This window comes from Streptomyces sp. NPDC058579, assembly GCF_042718575.1.
In the GTDB taxonomy this organism is placed as follows: Bacteria; Actinomycetota; Actinomycetes; order Streptomycetales; family Streptomycetaceae; genus Streptomyces.
On the sequence record NZ_JBHXPI010000008.1, the window covers coordinates 172,162 to 188,650 of the forward strand.

The 16,489-nt window shown below is 72.4% G+C and carries 13 protein-coding genes; 6 read left to right on the top strand and 7 right to left on the bottom strand.

What is annotated here, in order from left to right; genetic code table 11:
• The 3 genes from ACFWRO_RS13725 to ACFWRO_RS13735 form a co-directional block, all read right to left on the bottom strand.
• Positions 1-2,271: an NHLP family bacteriocin export ABC transporter peptidase/permease/ATPase subunit gene (locus ACFWRO_RS13725; RefSeq protein WP_384508985.1), complete on the bottom strand. Its 2,271-nt coding sequence runs from the start codon at positions 2,269-2,271 to the stop codon at positions 1-3.
• Positions 2,268-3,074: an HlyD family efflux transporter periplasmic adaptor subunit gene (locus tag ACFWRO_RS13730; RefSeq protein WP_384508989.1), complete on the bottom strand. Its 807-nt coding sequence runs from the start codon at positions 3,072-3,074 to the stop codon at positions 2,268-2,270. Before ACFWRO_RS13730 ends, ACFWRO_RS13725 begins: the two co-directional genes overlap by 4 nt.
• Before the next feature lie 131 nt (positions 3,075-3,205).
• Entirely contained in the window at positions 3,206-3,457 is a 252-nt protein-coding gene (locus ACFWRO_RS13735; RefSeq protein ID WP_384508992.1) for a hypothetical protein, read from the bottom strand.
• A gap of 356 nt (positions 3,458-3,813) precedes the next feature.
• Here ACFWRO_RS13735 and ACFWRO_RS13740 point away from each other — a divergent pair, with 356 nt between their 5' ends.
• From ACFWRO_RS13740 to ACFWRO_RS13760, 5 genes are all read left to right on the top strand, one after another.
• Positions 3,814-5,895, top strand: a complete 2,082-nt coding sequence (locus tag ACFWRO_RS13740) for a prolyl oligopeptidase family protein (RefSeq protein ID WP_384508995.1) — start codon at positions 3,814-3,816, stop codon at positions 5,893-5,895.
• A gap of 207 nt (positions 5,896-6,102) precedes the next feature.
• The gene (locus tag ACFWRO_RS13745) at positions 6,103-7,509 is read left to right on the top strand and encodes a globin domain-containing protein (protein WP_384508997.1); all 1,407 of its coding nucleotides are present in this window, start codon (positions 6,103-6,105) and stop codon (positions 7,507-7,509) included.
• Positions 7,506-8,315: a pyridoxamine 5'-phosphate oxidase family protein gene (locus ACFWRO_RS13750; RefSeq protein WP_384509000.1), complete on the top strand. Its 810-nt coding sequence runs from the start codon at positions 7,506-7,508 to the stop codon at positions 8,313-8,315. The genes ACFWRO_RS13745 and ACFWRO_RS13750 overlap by 4 nt, the downstream gene beginning before the upstream one ends.
• A 144-nt stretch (positions 8,316-8,459) precedes the next feature.
• On the top strand, positions 8,460-9,053 hold the full coding sequence (locus tag ACFWRO_RS13755) for a DUF998 domain-containing protein (protein WP_384509003.1): 594 nt from the start codon (positions 8,460-8,462) through the stop codon (positions 9,051-9,053).
• A gap of 59 nt (positions 9,054-9,112) precedes the next feature.
• Positions 9,113-10,411 (top strand): MFS transporter, encoded by a 1,299-nt coding sequence (locus ACFWRO_RS13760; protein WP_384509006.1) that lies wholly within the window; start codon positions 9,113-9,115, stop codon positions 10,409-10,411.
• Here the strand turns inward: ACFWRO_RS13760 and ACFWRO_RS13765 are convergent.
• From ACFWRO_RS13765 to ACFWRO_RS13775, 3 genes are all read right to left on the bottom strand, one after another.
• Positions 10,396-11,163 (bottom strand): hypothetical protein, encoded by a 768-nt coding sequence (locus tag ACFWRO_RS13765; RefSeq protein WP_384509009.1) that lies wholly within the window; start codon positions 11,161-11,163, stop codon positions 10,396-10,398. The genes ACFWRO_RS13760 and ACFWRO_RS13765 overlap by 16 nt on opposite strands.
• Positions 11,164-11,288: 125 nt before the next feature.
• On the bottom strand, positions 11,289-12,545 hold the full coding sequence (locus ACFWRO_RS13770; protein ID WP_384509011.1) for a serine hydrolase domain-containing protein: 1,257 nt from the start codon (positions 12,543-12,545) through the stop codon (positions 11,289-11,291).
• Positions 12,546-12,721: 176 nt separating this feature from the next.
• Positions 12,722-13,525 carry an endonuclease I family protein gene (locus ACFWRO_RS13775; RefSeq protein ID WP_384509013.1) on the bottom strand — a complete coding sequence of 268 codons (804 nt, stop codon included), beginning with the start codon at positions 13,523-13,525 and terminating at the stop codon, positions 12,722-12,724.
• Between the two features lie 347 nt (positions 13,526-13,872).
• Between ACFWRO_RS13775 and ACFWRO_RS13780 the strand changes: the two genes are divergently transcribed.
• Positions 13,873-15,210: a flavin-containing monooxygenase gene (locus ACFWRO_RS13780; protein WP_384509015.1), complete on the top strand. Its 1,338-nt coding sequence runs from the start codon at positions 13,873-13,875 to the stop codon at positions 15,208-15,210.
• Between the two features lie 15 nt (positions 15,211-15,225).
• On the opposite strand, the gene ACFWRO_RS13785 is transcribed toward ACFWRO_RS13780, so the two are convergent.
• Entirely contained in the window at positions 15,226-16,467 is a 1,242-nt protein-coding gene (locus ACFWRO_RS13785; protein WP_384509018.1) for a DMATS family aromatic prenyltransferase, read from the bottom strand.
• Positions 16,468-16,489: the final 22 nt, after the last annotated feature.

Below are 16,489 nucleotides of genomic sequence, written 5' to 3' on the forward strand. Positions count from 1 at the left end.
TCAGTGCTCCTTGACGAGTTCGGCGTACGCGCCCCCGGCCGCGACCAGCTGGGCGTGCCGGCCGCGTTCCACGACCGTGCCCCGGTCGAGGACGAGGATCTCGTCGCTGTCCCGCACCGTGCTCAGCCGGTGCGCGATGACCACGCAGGCGCAGCCGCGCCGCCGCAGGTTGTCGATGATGATCTGTTCGGTCGCCGCGTCCAGGGCGCTGGTCACCTCGTCGAGGACCATGACGCTGGGGCGGCGCACGAGCGCCCGGGCGATCTCGAGCCGCTGGCGCTGCCCGCCGGAGAAGTTGCGGCCGTCCTGCTCCACGCGGCTGTGGATGCCCCCGGGCCGCCGGGCGACCACGTCGTGCACGGCCGCGTCCTCCAGGGCGGCGACCACGGCCTCGTCCGGGACGGAGGGGTCCCACAGCGCGATGTTGTCGCGGACCGTGCCCTCGAAGAGGAAGACGTCCTGGTCGACGAAGGAGACGGAGGCGGCGAGCGCGCTGCGGGGAATGTCCTCCAGACGCATCCCGTCGATCCGGACGGCGCCTTCCCACGGGGCGTACAGGCCGGAGATCAGCCGGGAGACCGTCGACTTGCCGCTGCCGGAACCGCCCACGAGCGCCACCTGCTGCCCGGGGCCGACCGAGAGCGTGAAGCCCGTCAGCAGCGGGGCGTCCAGCGGGCTGTAGCCGAAGGTGACGCCGTCCAGCTCCACATGGCCCTTGAGCCGCCGGGTCCTGGCGTGCGGCTCCCGCCGGGTGTACACCGGGTCGACGGGGAAGTTCTCGACGTCCCTGAGCCGGGCGACGTCGGCCGCGAAGTCCTGGATCCGGCCCGCAACGCCGTTGAGGCGGGTGATGGGCGCGGTGAAGCTGGTCACCAGGGACTGGAAGGCGACGAGCAGACCGACGGTGAGATGGCCCTCCACCGCCCGCAGACCTCCGATCATCAGGATCAGCGCGCTGTTGAGCGCGGCCAGGGTGGGCGCGACGACCGCCAGCCAGGCGGTGGGCACGCCGAGGCGCTGCTGCACGTCGAGGGTGGTCGCGTGCTGGCCGGCCCAGCGGCGGAAGAAGCCGTTCTCGCCACCGGTCGCCTTCATCGTCTCGATCAACTGAAGGCCGCTGTAAGCGGTGTTGGTCAGCCTGGCGCTCTCGGCGCGCAGCTTCTGCGTGCCGGTGGCCCGCAGATGGAGCACGATCCGCATGGCCACCACGTTGAGCAGCGCCACGGCCACGCCGACGACGGTGAGTTGGGGGTCGTACGTCCACAGCAGCACGGCGTAGAGCAGCACCACGACGGCGTCCACGCCGGCGGCGGCCAGGTCGCGGGCGAGGGTCTCGGCGACCGCGTCGTTGGACTGCAGCCGCTGGACCAGGTCGGCCGGGTTGCGCTGGGCGTAGAACGTGAGGGGGAGCCTGAGCAGGTGCCGCAGGAAGCGGGCGCTGCCCAGGGTGGAGGAGATGATCCGCCCGCGCAGGAGGTTCGCCTGCTGGACCGCGGTGAGCGTAGCGGTGAGGACGAGGGCGGTCGCCATGGCCGCGAAGAGCACGCCGAGTAGCGAGGTTTGGTTCCCGATGAGGAACATGTCGATGTACGTACGGCTCAGCGCGGGCACCCACGCGCCGACGAGCACGAGCAGCAGGCTGGAGACGACGGCGGCGGCCATCGTGCCGGATGTGCCGCGCAGCCGGGCCGGAAGCCCGCCCATGACGCCGGGCTTGCGCCCGCCGCGCCGGAACCCGGGCCCTGGCTCGAAGGTGAGGACGATCCCGGTGAAGCTCGTGTCGAACTCCTCCATGGGGACGAACCGGCGCCCCTTGCCGGGGTCGTTGACGTACACGCCCCTGCGGCCGAAGCGGCGCCCCATGCCGTCGTAGACGACGTAGTGGTTGAACTCCCAGAACAGCACGGCCGGTGCCGCCACGTCGGCGAGGGCTGCCAGGTCCATCTGCATGCCCTTGGCCTGGAGACCGTAACCGCGCGCCGCCTTCAGGAGGTTGCTCGCCCGGGACCCGTCGCGCGAGACACCGCAGGCGATGCGCAGCTCCTCCAGGGCGACGAAGCGGCCGTAGTGGCCGAGCACCATCGCCAGGGCGGCCGCGCCGCACTCGACGGCCTCCATCTGGAGCACGGTCGGCGTGCGTACGGTCCGCGTCCGGCGGCCCGTGGGCACGGGCGCCCGACGGCGCCGGGCGGGCGGGAGCCGGCGCGCCGAGGCCCGGGAGGCGGAGCGGGAGCGCGACCGGCCCTGCGGGGAATCGGTGGGGGCGCTCACGGCAGCAGCCAGTCGACGGGCCGCTGCGCGGAGAGGTGGACGGCGCCCGTGACGGGCGTACCGGAGTCGAGCGCGTGCGGCGGGCCGTCCGCGGAGGACCAGGCGTAGCCGGAGGCGGTCGCGGTGGAGCGGTCGAGGGCGACCAGGACGGCGACCGGGTTGCCCTGCCCGGCGAAGCGTTCGGCGAGCCCGCTGTCACCGAGGAAGGAGCCGATCTGCTCGCGCGTCTGGGGCGTGCGGCTCACCGCCTTGACGTGGCCCCGCAGGACGCCGAAGCGGTCGCGCGGGGCTGACTGGACGCCGAGGTCGACGGCGGCGCCCACCCGGAGCGTCGCGGCGCTGTCGCCCGGGAGGTAGAGGACGGCGACCAAGGGCGCGTCCCGGTCGGTCACGCGCTCCACCGTCGCCACGTCCGCCCCGGTGGTGACGACCTGTCCCATCCGGGCGAAGAGTGTGGTCACCCGGCCGCCGGCCACGGCGCGCACGGGCCGGTCCCCCTGGTCGGTACGGACGGTCAGTACGGGTGCGCCGGGGGAGACGGGGCGGCCCTCCTCGACGAGGACCTCGGTGACCTGTCCGGCGACCGGACTCTGCAGCAGGTAGCTGCCCTCGGCGTGGGTGAGGACGCCGGACGCGCTCAGCTTGGCTGCCACCGTGCCGGTGAGGGCCCAGTAGCCGGCGACGGCCATGACGACGACCGTGACGGCGAGCACGAGGCGGCCCGGCGGGCGCGCGAATCGCACGGGCACATCGAGTTCTTCGGGCGATTGCAGCTTGGAAAGCGCCTTCTGGCGGAACTGCACGGACTATTCCCTCGACTGCATTCGTACGGACGGACACGGGGGGTGAACGGGCGTGTACACGGGGGGTGCACACAGGGGTGCCCACAAACCCCGGAACGGGGAAGTTCCGGGGTTTGCGGGCGGTGTTCGGCTCAGAGGCCAGCGACACCGGTGATGCCGGAGGCGTTCACCGAGACGCCGGTGAGGCCCTGGGCCAGGCCGGGGACGCCGGTGGCGATGGCCGTGACGCCCTGGACCGTCTGGAGCGAGCCGACGGTGCCGAGCAGGCCGGTGACGTCGCTGGTCACGGCGCCGCCGAGGCCACCGGAGACGGAGACGAGACCGCCGGACACGGCGTCCAGGTCGGCGTCGGAGATCTCAACGGTCTCAAGGTCGTGACGCATGATGCGCACCCTTCATTTGTTGGGGGGGAATCCGTTTCTGCGGCCGCAGGGCGCTGATCAAAGCACGCGAACGGGTGAGCGGACCAATTCAGTTGACGTCGCCACGCGCACGGTTGTGTCCCTCGGGAAACGACCGTGCCGCCATATTCACGGAACGCCGACATCTTCTCCGCAGGAACGAGTAACACATTCCGAGGCGCCGAAGAGGGTGCGGTACCAACCGGACAGAACGGCGCCGTCCTGACGATTCCCGAACGGCCCGGGTCGAGGAACGGTGAAGGGGGCCGACGTCAAGAGACGCACGTTGTGCAGGTTTTCGGCAGGTGCGCGGGGGCGAACGCCTGCACAATGCGGGGGTGAGCGATGACGACCCGTACCTGTGGCTTGAAGACGTCGAGGGCGAGGCCGCCCTGGCGTGGGTGGCCGAGCGGAACGCCGAGACCGCGGCCGAGCTGGCCGACGAGGGCTTCGACGCCCTCAAGGAACGGCTGCGGGAGGCGCTGGACGCCTCGGACCGCATCCCGTACACCACCCGGCGCGGCGCGTTCCTCTACAACTTCTGGCGGGACGCCGACCATGTGCGGGGAGTGTGGCGGCGCACGACTCTGGAGCGGTACCGCAAGGACGAACCGGAGTGGGAGGTCCTCCTCGACGTCGACGAACTCGCCGCCGCCGAGGGTGAGAAGTGGGTGTGGGCGGGCGCCCGGGTGCGCCGGCCCGAGGACGACCTCGCGCTGGTGTGCCTCTCGCGCGACGGCGGGGACGCCGTCGAGGTCCGCGAATTCGACCTCGCCGCCCGGGCCTTCGTGGAGGGCGGCTTCCGGGTGGCGGAGGCTAAGACGCGGATCGGGTGGATCGACGCCGACACCGTCTTCGTCGGCACGGACCTCGGGCCGGGCTCGCTGACCGACTCGGGGTATCCCCGTACGGTACGCAGATGGCGCCGGGGCACGCCCCTGGAGAGCGCCGACGAGGTCTTCGAGGCCGAACAGGGGGACGTGTCGGCCTGGGGGCTGCGCGACACCACACCCGGCTTCGAGCGGGACTTCGTCGGCCGCGCGCAGGACTTCTACCGCAGCGAGACCTACCTCCTGACCGCCGACGACGGCCTCGTGAAGATCGACGTCCCCGACGACGCGCGGGCCTACGCCCACCGCGACCACCTGATCGTCACCCTGAAGTCCGACTGGCTCGGCAGGCGGGCCGGCTCCCTCCTCGCCTTCGGCTTCGACGCCTTCCTGGCGGGCGACCGCACCCACGAGGTGCTCTTCACGCCGGACGAGCGGACGGCCCTGGCCGGGCACTCGTGGACCCGCCACCACCTGCTCCTGGAGACGATGCGCGACGTCAGCGCCCGCATCGAGATCCTCACGCCCGGAGGCGGCGAAGGCGGACCCGGAGGCGAAGGCGGCACCGGAGGCGAGGGCGGCGGCTGGACGCGCCGGCCGCTCACCGACGTACCACCGCTCTCCGCCGTCACCGTCGTCGACACCGACCCCGACGTCTCCGACGAGTACTTCCTGGACGTCTCCGGCTTCCTCCAGCCCTCCACCCTCTACCGGGGGAGCGTCGGCGGGGACACCGAGATCCTCAAGCAGGCCCCGGCCCGCTTCGAGACCGCGGGCCTCGCCGTGGACCAGTTCTTCGCCACGTCCCCGGACGGCACCCGCGTGCCGTACTTCGTCATCGGCCCGGACCGCGCCACCGGGAGCCACGGGCCCGGGCCCACCCTCCTCTACGGCTACGGCGGCTTCGAGGTCTCCCTCACCCCCGGGTACGGATCGGTGCGCGGGCGCGCCTGGCTGGAGCGGGGCGGCACGTACGTGATCGCGAACATCCGGGGCGGCGGTGAGTACGGACCGGACTGGCACCAGGCCGCGCTCGGCGCGAACCGGCCCCGCGCCTTCGAGGACTTCGCCGCCGTCGCCGAGGACCTCGTCGCGCGCGGCATCACCACCCCGGCGCGGCTCGGGGCCGTCGGCGGCAGCAACGGCGGGCTGCTCATGGGCGCGATGCTCACCCGCCACCCCGAGCTGTTCGGCGCGATCGTCGCCCAGGTGCCGCTGCTCGACATGACCCGCTTCCACCGGCTCCTCGCGGGCGCGTCCTGGATCGCCGAGTACGGCGACCCGGACGACGAGGCCGACCTGCCCCACCTCCGCGCGCTCTCCCCCTATCACCAGCTCGCCGCGGACCGCGCCTACCCGCCGGTCCTGCTGATGACCTCCACCCGCGACGACCGCGTCCACCCGGGCCACGCCCGCAAGACGGCCGCACGGCTGCGCGAGCTGGGGCACCGGGTGCTGCTCCACGAGAACACGGGCGGCGGCCACGCCGGCGCCAGCGACAACGAACAGGTCGCGCACAACAACGCCTTGATGCACACGTTCCTGTGGCAGCGGCTCGCCGGAAGTGAAGAAGGCGCAAATATTCGGTGAGTATTTTCCCGGAGTATTGCGGGTCGTGTTGAACTCGCCGTGGTAGCAAGGAGGTGAGGTTTCCCTTTATGGAATCCGACCCCCGGGGTATGGTCGAGCGCGTTCGCACACCCGTGCCAGGAATTCCGAATGGGAGAGGGAAAACGGGGCGCATTCGGACCCCATGCGCGTAGACCGACCGAAAGACGTTCGAGGCGAGGCAAACCGATGCATGGTCCGACCCCTACGTCGGCCGACAACGAGAGCGCAGGCGGCATAGGCCGGGACGCCGGCTGGTTCGGGCGCAACCCGGGCGGCATACCGGGCCCCGTACCGGGCGGCCCTTCGGCCGGCACGGCACGCCCCACACCCGCCCGCGCACCGAGCCCCGCACCTGGCCCCGCGCACCGCCCGGCTCCTGCCCCCGCGCCCCGCCCCGCGCCCGGCCCCCCTCCTGCCCCCGCGCCCCGCCCCGCACCGGCTCGGCCGGCCCCCGCGCCGCCCGAGGACACGTCGGACGGCGCGCTGCTGCGCCGGACGCTCGCCGAGATCGAGCCGATCGCCCACACCGTCACCGGGCACTTCTACGCGCTGCTCTTCCTCAAGCACCCCGAGCTCCGCGCCCTCTTCCCCGCCGCGATGGACACCCAGCGCGACCGCCTCTTCGGGGCGCTGCTCACCGCCGCGACCCATGTCGAGGACGCCGCCACCCTCACCGCGTACCTCACCCGGCTCGGCCGGGGGCACCGCAAGTACGGGACGCAGCCCGAGCACTACCCGGCCGTCGGCGAGTGCCTCATCGGCGCCCTCGCCCGCTACGCCCCGCGCAGCTGGGGACCTCGCACCGAGGCGGCCTGGATCGGCGCCTACACCGCGATCTCCCAGATCATGATCGACGCGGCGGCGGAGGACGAACTGCGCGCCCCCGCCTGGTGGCAGGCCGAGGTGGTCGCCCACGAGATGCGGACCCGGGACATCGCCGTCGTGACGGTCCGTCCCGACCAGCCCTACCCCTTCCTCGCCGGGCAGTACACCGCCCTGGAGACCCCCTGGTGGCCGCGCGTCTGGCGGCACTACTCCTTCGCCTCCGCGCCGCGCTCCGACGGACTGCTCTCCTTCCACGTCAAGGCCGTCCCGGCGGGCTGGGTCTCCAACGCCCTCGTGCACCGGGCCCGTCCGGGCCATGTCATCCGCCTCGGCGCGCCCACGGGCTCCATGACCGTGGACCACAGCACCGACAACGGGCTGCTCTGCCTCGGCGGCGGCACCGGCATCGCGCCCATCAAGGCCCTCGTCGAGGACGTCGCCCAGCACGGCAGACGGCGCTCCGTCCAGGTCTTCTACGGGGCGAGACACGACCACGACCTGTACGACATCGACACCATGCTCCGGCTCCAGCAGTCGCACCCCTGGCTCTCGGTCCGCCCGGTCGTCGACGACGGCCTCGAAGGGCAGCTGTGCGGCCAGCTCCCGGACGCGGTCTGTCAGTACGGCCCGTGGCACACGTACGACGCCTATCTCTCGGGACCGCCCGGCATGATCCGGTGCGGCGTCGACACGCTGCTCGGCATCGGCATCCCCACCCACCGCATACGGCACGACTCCATCGAAGAACTGGTCGGGGCACGGAATTGAGCACTTTCGAAGAGACCGGGCACCGGCGGCCGACGCCGGTCCGCACCACCCGCCCGGGCAGCGCCGGCGAACACCAGGTCCAGCAGCGCATGGGGACCGGTGAGCGGGCCGACAAGTTCTACGACGAGCAGGTCCTCGACCGGCTCAACCCGCGCATGCGGGAGTTCGTGGCGCGCCAGGAGATGTTCTTCCTGGCCACCGCCGACCGGCACGGGGAGTGCGACAACACCTTCCGGGCCGGGCCGCCCGGCTTCCTCCACGTCCTGGACGACCGGACACTCGCGTATCCGGAGTACCGGGGCAACGGCGTGCACGCCAGCCTCGGCAACATCGAGGAGAACGCCCACGTCGGCATCCTCATGATGGACTTCCTCCAGGACCGCATCGGCCTCCATGTCAACGGCCGGGCCCGGATCGTGCCGGACGACGCCATGCGCCGAGCCCACGCCGGGCTGCCCGTCGACTCCGTGCCGGGCCGGCGCGCCCAGGCGTGGGTGGAGGTCACCGTCGAGGAGGCGTACATCCACTGCGCCAAGCACATCCCCCACCTGCGGAAGGTGGACAGGACCGGCCCCGGACGCGCGTGGGGGACGGACGACGTCCGGCGCAAGGGCGGCGACTTCTTCGGCGCCGCCGCCGACGCTCCCGAGCGGGGCGCGTACGTGCCCCCGCCGCGCGCCGACGCGGAGACCTGGCGGGCGGAGGCGGAGAAGGCGCTGGAGCGGGCCGCGCTGCGGCCGGCGTCGGCCGCCGGAGCCGAGGACGAGGAGTTCCACGGCTGGTTCCACCGCAAGGTGACCGTCTGATCCTCGCCGCGGCGGGTTCGGTCCGCAGCGCCACCCGTGCGACCTTCGCCGCGCGGGGTACCCGGTCCGCAGGTGCCACCCGTTCGGACTCCGGCCCGTCCGCGTCCACGTGGCGGCGGCGACCGATCGGCTTACGGTGGGCGGATGCGACCTGTTCCACGGTGGGCCTTGGTCTCCTCAGGGTGCGCGCCGCTCCTGCTGGCCGGGGGCTGGGTGCTCGCGGCACGCCTTGAGGGGTCCGGCTACGACCCCGCCACCCAGAACATCAGCGTCCTGGCCGCCTACGGGGCCGAGGGGTTCTGGGTGATGACCGGTGCCCTGCTCGCCCTGGGCGTCTGCCATCTGCTGACCGCCTGGGGGCTGCGCCCGGCCGCGCCCGCCGGACGGGTCGCCCTCGCGGCCGGTGGGGTGGCGTCCCTGGCGGTGGCCCTGCTCCCGACACCCAGTAGCGGAGGGTCCCTGCGCCACGGCTCGGCCGCCGCGCTCGGCTTCGCCCTCCTGGCCCTCTGGCCGATCCTGGCCGCCCACCGCGGCCGAGCCGCCCCCTGGGGCCTGCGGCTCGCGCCCGCGCTCGCCGCCACCGCCCTGATGGGCCTCGGGGCGCTCTGGTACCTGATCGAGACGCACCGCCAGGGCGCTCCCGGCGCCGCCGAACGCCTCGTGACCTGTCTGCAGTCGCTGTGGCCCTTCGTGGTCGTCGCCTCCTGCCCGCGCTTCTCCACCGACGACCGCACCTGACGTCGCGGCAGAGCCCTGAAGGAGCCGTGAAGCAGCCGTGAAGGAGAGGACGGGCCGGCATGGAGAAGACCACGGACCCGGCGGCGTCCACCCATCCGTTCCGGGCCCTGCGGGTCCGTAACTTCCGCCTCTTCGCCACCGGGCAGGTCGTCTCCGCCGCCGGCACCTGGATGTCCGTGGTCGCACAGGACTGGCTCGTCCTGGAGCTGACCGACGACTCCGCGACCGCCCTCGGCACCGTCACCGCGCTGCAGTTCGCCCCGATGCTGCTCCTCACCCTGTACGGCGGGAGGCTCGCCGACCGCTACGACAAGCGGGCCCTGCTGACCGGCGCCAACCTCGTCTCCGGGCTGCTCGCGCTCGCCCTCGCCGTCCTCGTCCTCACCGGGACCGCCGGCCTCGCGCACATCTACGTCTTCGCGTGCGCCCTGGGCCTGGTCAACGCCGTCGAGGTGCCCACCCGGATGTCCTTCGTCGGCGAGCTGGTCGGCCCGGAGCTCCTGCCCAACGCCTCGGCGTTGAGCGCCGCGTACTTCAACGTGGCCCGGGTCGCGGGCCCCGCCGTCGCCGGACTCGTCATCTCCACGTACGGAACCGGCTGGGTCCTGCTGATCAACGGGCTCAGCTACGCCGCTACCGTGCTCGCCCTGCGACGCATGCGCCCGGGAGAGATCCAGCGCGCCGCCGCCCCGCCCGGCCGCACCCGGGTCGTCGACGGCCTGCGCCATGTGCGGGGCCGCCCCGACCTAGTGGTGCCGCTCGCCCTGGTCGCCGGCGTGAGCCTCTTCGGGCTGAACTTCCAGCTCACGCTGCCGCTGCTCGCGAAGACCGTGTTCCACGCCGACGCGACCTCCTTCGGCCTGCTGACCACGGCCTTCGCGGCCGGCTCGCTGGCCGCCGCCTTCCTCACCACGGCCCGCAGGTCCCGGCCGTCGGGGCGGCTCGTCACCGGCTCCGCCCTCGTCTTCGCCGTCCTGGAGACGGCGGCCGGCTGGGCGCCGGGCTTTCCGGCCGCCGTGGTCCTGCTCTTCCTCACCGGCGGCGCCTCGATGTACTTCGCCCAGGCCGCCAACCACCGCGTCCAGCTAGGCAGTGACCCCCGCTACCGGGGCCGGGTGCTCGCCCTCTACACCCTCATCCTCCAGGGCTCCACACCGATCGGCGCGCTCATCGTGGGCTTCATCGGGGCGGAGTGGGGAGCCAGGGCCTGCTTCGTCGTCGGAGGCCTCGCCTCCCTCGTCACCGCCCTCGCCGCGCTCGCCCACCGCTCCGGCCGCTCGGGCCCCGAGCCGGGCGTGAGCTGGGCCTCAGGTCCTGCGGACGTCCGGGCGGCCGACGGGCGTCAGCCGCCCGGCTGAGCCTCCCAGGCCTTCGATAGCCCCTCCAGCCAGACCGGGGGCAGCTCCCCGAGGTCCCACTCCTCCCGCAGCGCGGACGGCGCCGCGACGAGGCGTTCGAGCACGGCGACGCTGCTGGGGGAGTGCAGGAGGGAGTAGCGGCCGTGGATGGAGACATCGCTGCCCGGCCCGTACTCCGCGTACAGCAGGGCCAGCCGGGCGCGCCGCTCCTCGGTGAACTCCGCGAGCCGGCCCGCGTACCCGGCCCGCTCGGCGGTGCTCATCGTGCCGAGGACGGCGACAAGGACGTCGTCCGACACCTCGGGGTCGAGGTCCGAAACGTGGGTGAACGTGAGGTAGAGCGGGGTCACCGCCACCTTCGCCCGCGCCACGTCCACCCCCGCGACCGGAGGGTGGACGTGCGCGGTGTCGGGGACCGGCGCGTCCGGGCCGAGAGCCTCCCGTACGGCGTGGTCGGCCCTGCGGAGCAGCGCGGCGCCGGCCGTCCGGGCGCAGTCGTGCCACCCGGTGTCGTAACGCTGCCCCTTGCCCGCCGGGGCGCCGGCCTCGATCCCGGCGATGTCGCCGTGCGCCTGCGCGAGGGCGCCCGCCTCGACGAGCGCGAGCAGCCGCCCGGCCTCGTCCGCGGGTACGCCGGTGCGCCCGAGGAGTTCGAGGAGGGTCGTCTTCGCGTTCATGACGTCGGCCGAGTGCACCAGGGTGGCGGGGTGGGCGACGTTCTCTTCGTGAGGCGGCGGCTGCTCCGAGTTCATGGTGCCCATGCTGCCCGACGGGACCCTCCGTCAGGTGAACGCCGTCGGGACCGGATCCACCGGAATTCCGGTCCCGAGGTTCGGCGGGTCCTACCAGGGCGCCGGGCCCGCGCCTCGAGCGTGGGTCAGTCGATCGCCAGGGGAGTGCCCGGGGCGAGCTTCGCCGCGATGCGTTGCGCGACCACCTCGGCCTGGTTGCCGTCGGGCGTGGTCGCCGTCTTGGTCGCGGAGACCGCGATGGCGAGCCGCTTCGACGGGAGGTACGCCTGGATCGCCTGGTACCCCGAGAACGACGGGTTCTGCACCACCCATCCGTTGACCACGATGACGCCGAGGCCGAAGTGCGCGGCCTCGGTCTGCTTCAGGCAGATCGAGGCGGGACAGGTCTCGCTCGCTCCGCCCAGGCCGACCGTGCCCGGGTTGAGCAGGGTGCGGTACGAGCGGGGTGACAGAAGCTCACCGCTGCCGACGGCCTGTGCCGAACGGGCCAGGTCGCAGACGTCGGTGGTGATGACCGCGCCGGGGGCGGTGGTCCACGACGGGTTCCAGAAGGTGGACTCCTCGTAGAGCCCGCGGTCGGAGGTGAAGGCGTGCAGGACCGGGCGCGGGATGTCCGGGGTGAGGTTGCTCCGCGTCTCGCGGAGCCCCAGGGGCTTCCAGACCCGCTCCTTCATGAACGTGTCGATCGGAGCGCCCGTGATCTTCTCGATCGCGGCGATCAGGAGCAGGTAGTTGGCGTGCGAGTAGCTCCAGCTGGTGCCCGGCTCGTACCAGAACGAGTGCTTGAGGGGGAAGGCGAGCAGCTCCGCCGGGGTCCATTGCTTGAACGGATGGGCCTCCAGCTCCGCCCCGAACGCCGGGTCGGTGACGTAGTCGTGCAGGCCGGTGGTGTTGGAGGCCAGCATGCGCAGGGTGATCTGCTCGGCCTTGGGGAGATCGGGCAGCCAGCGCTCCACGGTGTCGTCGAGCCGGACCTTCTTCTCCTCGACCAGCTGGAGAAGGCCCGTGGCGATGTGGGCGAAGGCGACGGAACCCGCGCGGAAGTGCATGTCAGGCTCGGCCGGGACCCCGGTCATGGACTGGCCGAGTGCCTCAGTGACGACCTCGCGCCCGTCGACGGTGACCTTCAGTTCCACGGAGTTCAGAGCGAGGTCGTTCTTGGCCTTCCGGGCGATCTCCATGACCTCACGGGCCCGCGGGTCGCGCGTGTGCTCGGTCCGCACGCAGTCGCTTCCGCCGCGGCCGTCCGGGCCTTTGCCGGGCGCGGGAGCGGGCGAGGCGACGGTCGTCGGGGCCGTGAGGCCGAGGAGGGCGGCGCAGAGGAGGGCCGTGCGGGCGGCCGCACGCGTGCGCCGACGCCTCGGGGAGGGTGTCTGTGTCATGCCCGGCACTATGGCGGGAAGCCCGCCGCGAACCGGTCGAACACTCCGCACATCGGGCGAGACGCGCCCAACTGGGGCAGGGCGCTTCCGCCAGGGGGCTGAGCTTCGCCCGGCCAAGGGGCTGAGCCCCGCCCGCCTGGGGGCGAGGCTCAGCGGTCCGTCTGCGGAGCTGTGCTCTACCAGATCGCCTCGACCCACTCGGGGTGGTCGATGAACGGGTTCCGGTTGCCCTGGTAGGTGCCGAAGATGAGGTCGTTGCGCCGCTCCTCGAAGGCGCTCGGCGGGTCCTGCTCGTTCCACTGCTTCAGGATCGAGAGCCGGCCGTGCAGCGGGACGCTGCCGTTGGAGGTCGACTCGTTGGGCTCCAGGTCCGCCCAGGCGTCGTCACCCTCGTAGCGGACGGCCATGTAGAGGATCATGCGGGCCACGTCGCCCTTGTCGGCGTTGCGCGGCTCGAAGGAGTTGGCGTCCGTGTAGCTGCCGGGCGCGCCGCTGACCGCGCTGCCGCCGTTGTCGAAGTCCTTGTTGCCGCGGATGCTGTTGACCTGTACGTCGGCGGGACGCAGGTGGTGCAGGTCGGTGCCGGGTCCTGCCGAGGTGCCGAAGTTGCCGTGCGACTGGGCCCACACGTGCTCGCGGTTCCAGTTGCCGACGGCGCCGCCGTTGAGGGACTTGCTGCGCGAGGTGCCGCTGTACAGCAGGATCACGTTGGCGCTGTTGTTCGGGTCCTGGTCGGTGGCCTTGAGCGCGTTCCAGACGGCGTCGTACGAGATCTTCGTCTGGCTCTTGATGATCGTGTGCAGCGAGGACTTCAGGGCCGGACCGGTCTTGCCGATCGCGTTCTTGTAGTACGTGCTGTCGTACGCGGTGGTCGTGGCGCTCGCGGGGGTGGCGGCGACCGTGGGAACCGTGAGGGCGACGAGGACGGCGGATATCGCCGCGGCCACGGACTTCCATCTGCCAGTGCGTATAACGGACATGGGGGGCCTCTCGTGGGGGACGGCACGCGCGGAACCGGGTGGGTGGGCTCAACACCGCCGTGATCTACGCGTGTTGACGACGTGCAAGCGGGAGAATCGCACGGGGGAGGGGATGACCGTGTAACCCGGAGAAGGCTTTTTCGTGACGTTCTCGCATACGGCACAACGCCGTTGCCGCCCTGCGCCGCCCCGTACCCGCCCCGCCCCGTCGCCACGATCCGTGCCCGCCCCTCGGCGGCCGGTATCGAAATCCTGGTCGGTATCGTGATCTTTCCGGGCAGGGTCCCGGGGGCAGCGGCGGCCGTCGTTGCCCGTGCGAGGACGGATGGTGTTCTGTGGAGGGTTCCTTGAGCGGGTCGCAGACCGGTGGCGCTCCCCGCACCGCGACCGTGTGCGTCATCGGCGCGGGCCCCTCGGGTCTGGCGACCGCGCACGCGCTGGCGGGCCGAGGCGTCGACTTCGTCTGCCTGGAGCAGGCACCGGACGTCGGTGGGCTGTGGCGGCAGACGGCGGCGGGCGAGCCGGGGCCCGGCTACCGGTCGCTGCACCTGAACAGCTCCAAGCAGCTCACGGCCTTCGTCGGTTTCCCGATGCCGGACGCTTTCCCCCTGTACCCCGGGCATGCTGATGTCGCCGCCTATCTGCGGTCGTTCGCCGAGTGGGCCGGGCTGCTCGACCGGGTGGAGCTGCGGACAGAAGTGCTCGCCGTACGACAGGACGGCGACGGCGCCTGGACGGTCACCAGCCGCCAGGCCCGGGGTCAGGAGACCGAACGTCGGTTCGCGCAGGTGATCGTCGCCTCCGGGCACAACACGGTGGCGCTGCCGCCGAATCCGCTGCCGCCGGGCTCCGACTCCTTCGCCGGAACGATCCTTCACTCGATGGACTACCGCGACGGCGCCGACTTCGCGGGTCAGCGGGTGGTGGTCGTGGGCATGGGGGCCTCGGGCGTGGACATCGCCGCGGACCTCTCCCGGCACGCCGCGCGGACGTCGCTGTCCGTCCGACGGGCGCTGCACATCGTGCCCAAGCAGCTCTTCGGCATGTCCGTGGACCTGATCGCCGACGCGCCGTGGTGGGGCGAGATGACCATGCCCGAGAAGCGCGCCTTCATCGGGCAGGCCCTGCTCGTGGCCCGCGGGCGGCTGTCGGACTACGGCCTGCCCGAACCCGACCACCCGCTCTTCTCCTCGGCCGTCACCATCTCGGACGAGATCCTCAGCCGCATACGGCACGGTGGGGTGACCCCCAGGCCCGAGATCGCGTCCCTGGACGGCGACCGGGTGACCTTCACCGACGGGACCGTGGAGGAGGCCGACGCGATCGTCTACTGCACCGGCTTCCGCATGGCCTTCCCGTTCCTGCCGGCCGGGTGCCCGACGGACGGGCCGCACGGTCAGGTCCGGCTGTACCGGCGGATGGTCGCACCCGGCCGCCCCGGCCTCTACTTCGTCGGCCTGATCCGGCCCGTGGGCTCCATCACGCGCCTGGTGGAGGCCCAGGCGCGGTGGGTGGCCCGGGCCGTCGACGGCGCCGAACCCCTGCCGGCCGAGGGCGTCATGCGCGACGAGATCGACCTGTACCTGAAGGAGGTCGAGGAACGCTACGGCCCCAGCCAGGGCGCCTCCGTCCAGGTCGACATCCCCGCCTATCTACGGGAGTTGCGCGAGCCGCAGGACGCCTAGAGCCTTTCGTCCGGATCAGGGCCGGGACCGGGGAGACGGTACTCCCCTGATGGCGGGCGGCCTGACCTCGTACGCCTCCGAGGAGATGTAGGTCGTCACCCGCGTCGGCCGGCCCTCCTGGTGGGCGAGCCCCACGTACGCGACGAGGCCCACGCCGTCCCGCAGTCGCCGCGCGGTCACGGCGGACAGCGAACGCAGCAGCGGGGTGGGGTCCATGCCGTACCGGCCGAGGACCGCAAGCGCCCGGTCGAGGGCCTCGCCGTCGTGCCGGGCGTAGTCGCGGACCGGTATGTAGAGGGTGAAGCCGCTCGGCCGGCCGGTCGCCGTCTCGGTGAAGGAGTGGCAGGACTGGACGGGGCGCAGGTCGAGCCGCGGGTCCCGCCCCGCCGCGGACTCGGCCCCGTCGGGGTCGTGGCCGGCCATCGTGCGGAAGAACGACGCGATCTCGGCCGGCCCGGGCCCGCCGTCCACACGGGACAGGTTCGCGGCCTCCTCGGCCGACATGTCGTGGTGCGCGAGGTAGACCTTCGCCCGGGGCTCGTTCCAGTCACCCAGGTCGAGGGCGAAGAACAGATGGCGATCGCCCTCGGGCAGCGCCGCGAAGGCCTGGCGGTGACCGAGTCGGCGCAGGGCCTCCCGTACCGTTTCGGCGGAACGTTCCTGCCCGGACGCCGCCGGGTTCAGATACACCTTGACCCTGGGTACTCCGCCCGGGACCATCTCCAGCGCGCACCAGAGCGCCAGCGGGCCCCGCGGGTCGGGCGGGAAGAACAGGTCCTCCAGCTGGTCGAGGCGCCCGGTGTCGATTCCCCAGCGTCGCGCCATGTCGCGGACGGCCTCAAGGCCCGTACGGCCGTTGCTCGCCAGGTCGGGGGCACCGCACCCCGGTTCGAGGACGACCCGCAGCGTCGGCGCGGCGTCCGAGGTGAAGGCGAGTGAGAACTCCACCGGGGTGTGGTCGTCCGCGACGAACGAGTCGTCCGGGGCCGGCAGATCGAGCGGGCGCTCGCCCATCGGTCCAAGGAGGGTGAGCAGCGTCCGGGCGTACGCCGCGGAGTCGGGCCCGCTCAACCCCGCCGTCTCGCACAGCCGCAGGAGCTGGCGCGCCGTGTGACCGCCGAGCGTCTCCGCGTGGCGCGGGAGGGCGCAAGAAGATACCCGCCCGGAGGGGCGGGTATCGAGGGGGCCGACCGAGAGGGGTCTGCGAGCAAAACCGGCATCGACGGACATCGGTTCCACGGGATCTACTCTCCTCATGAGCACGCCAGAATATTCGCCG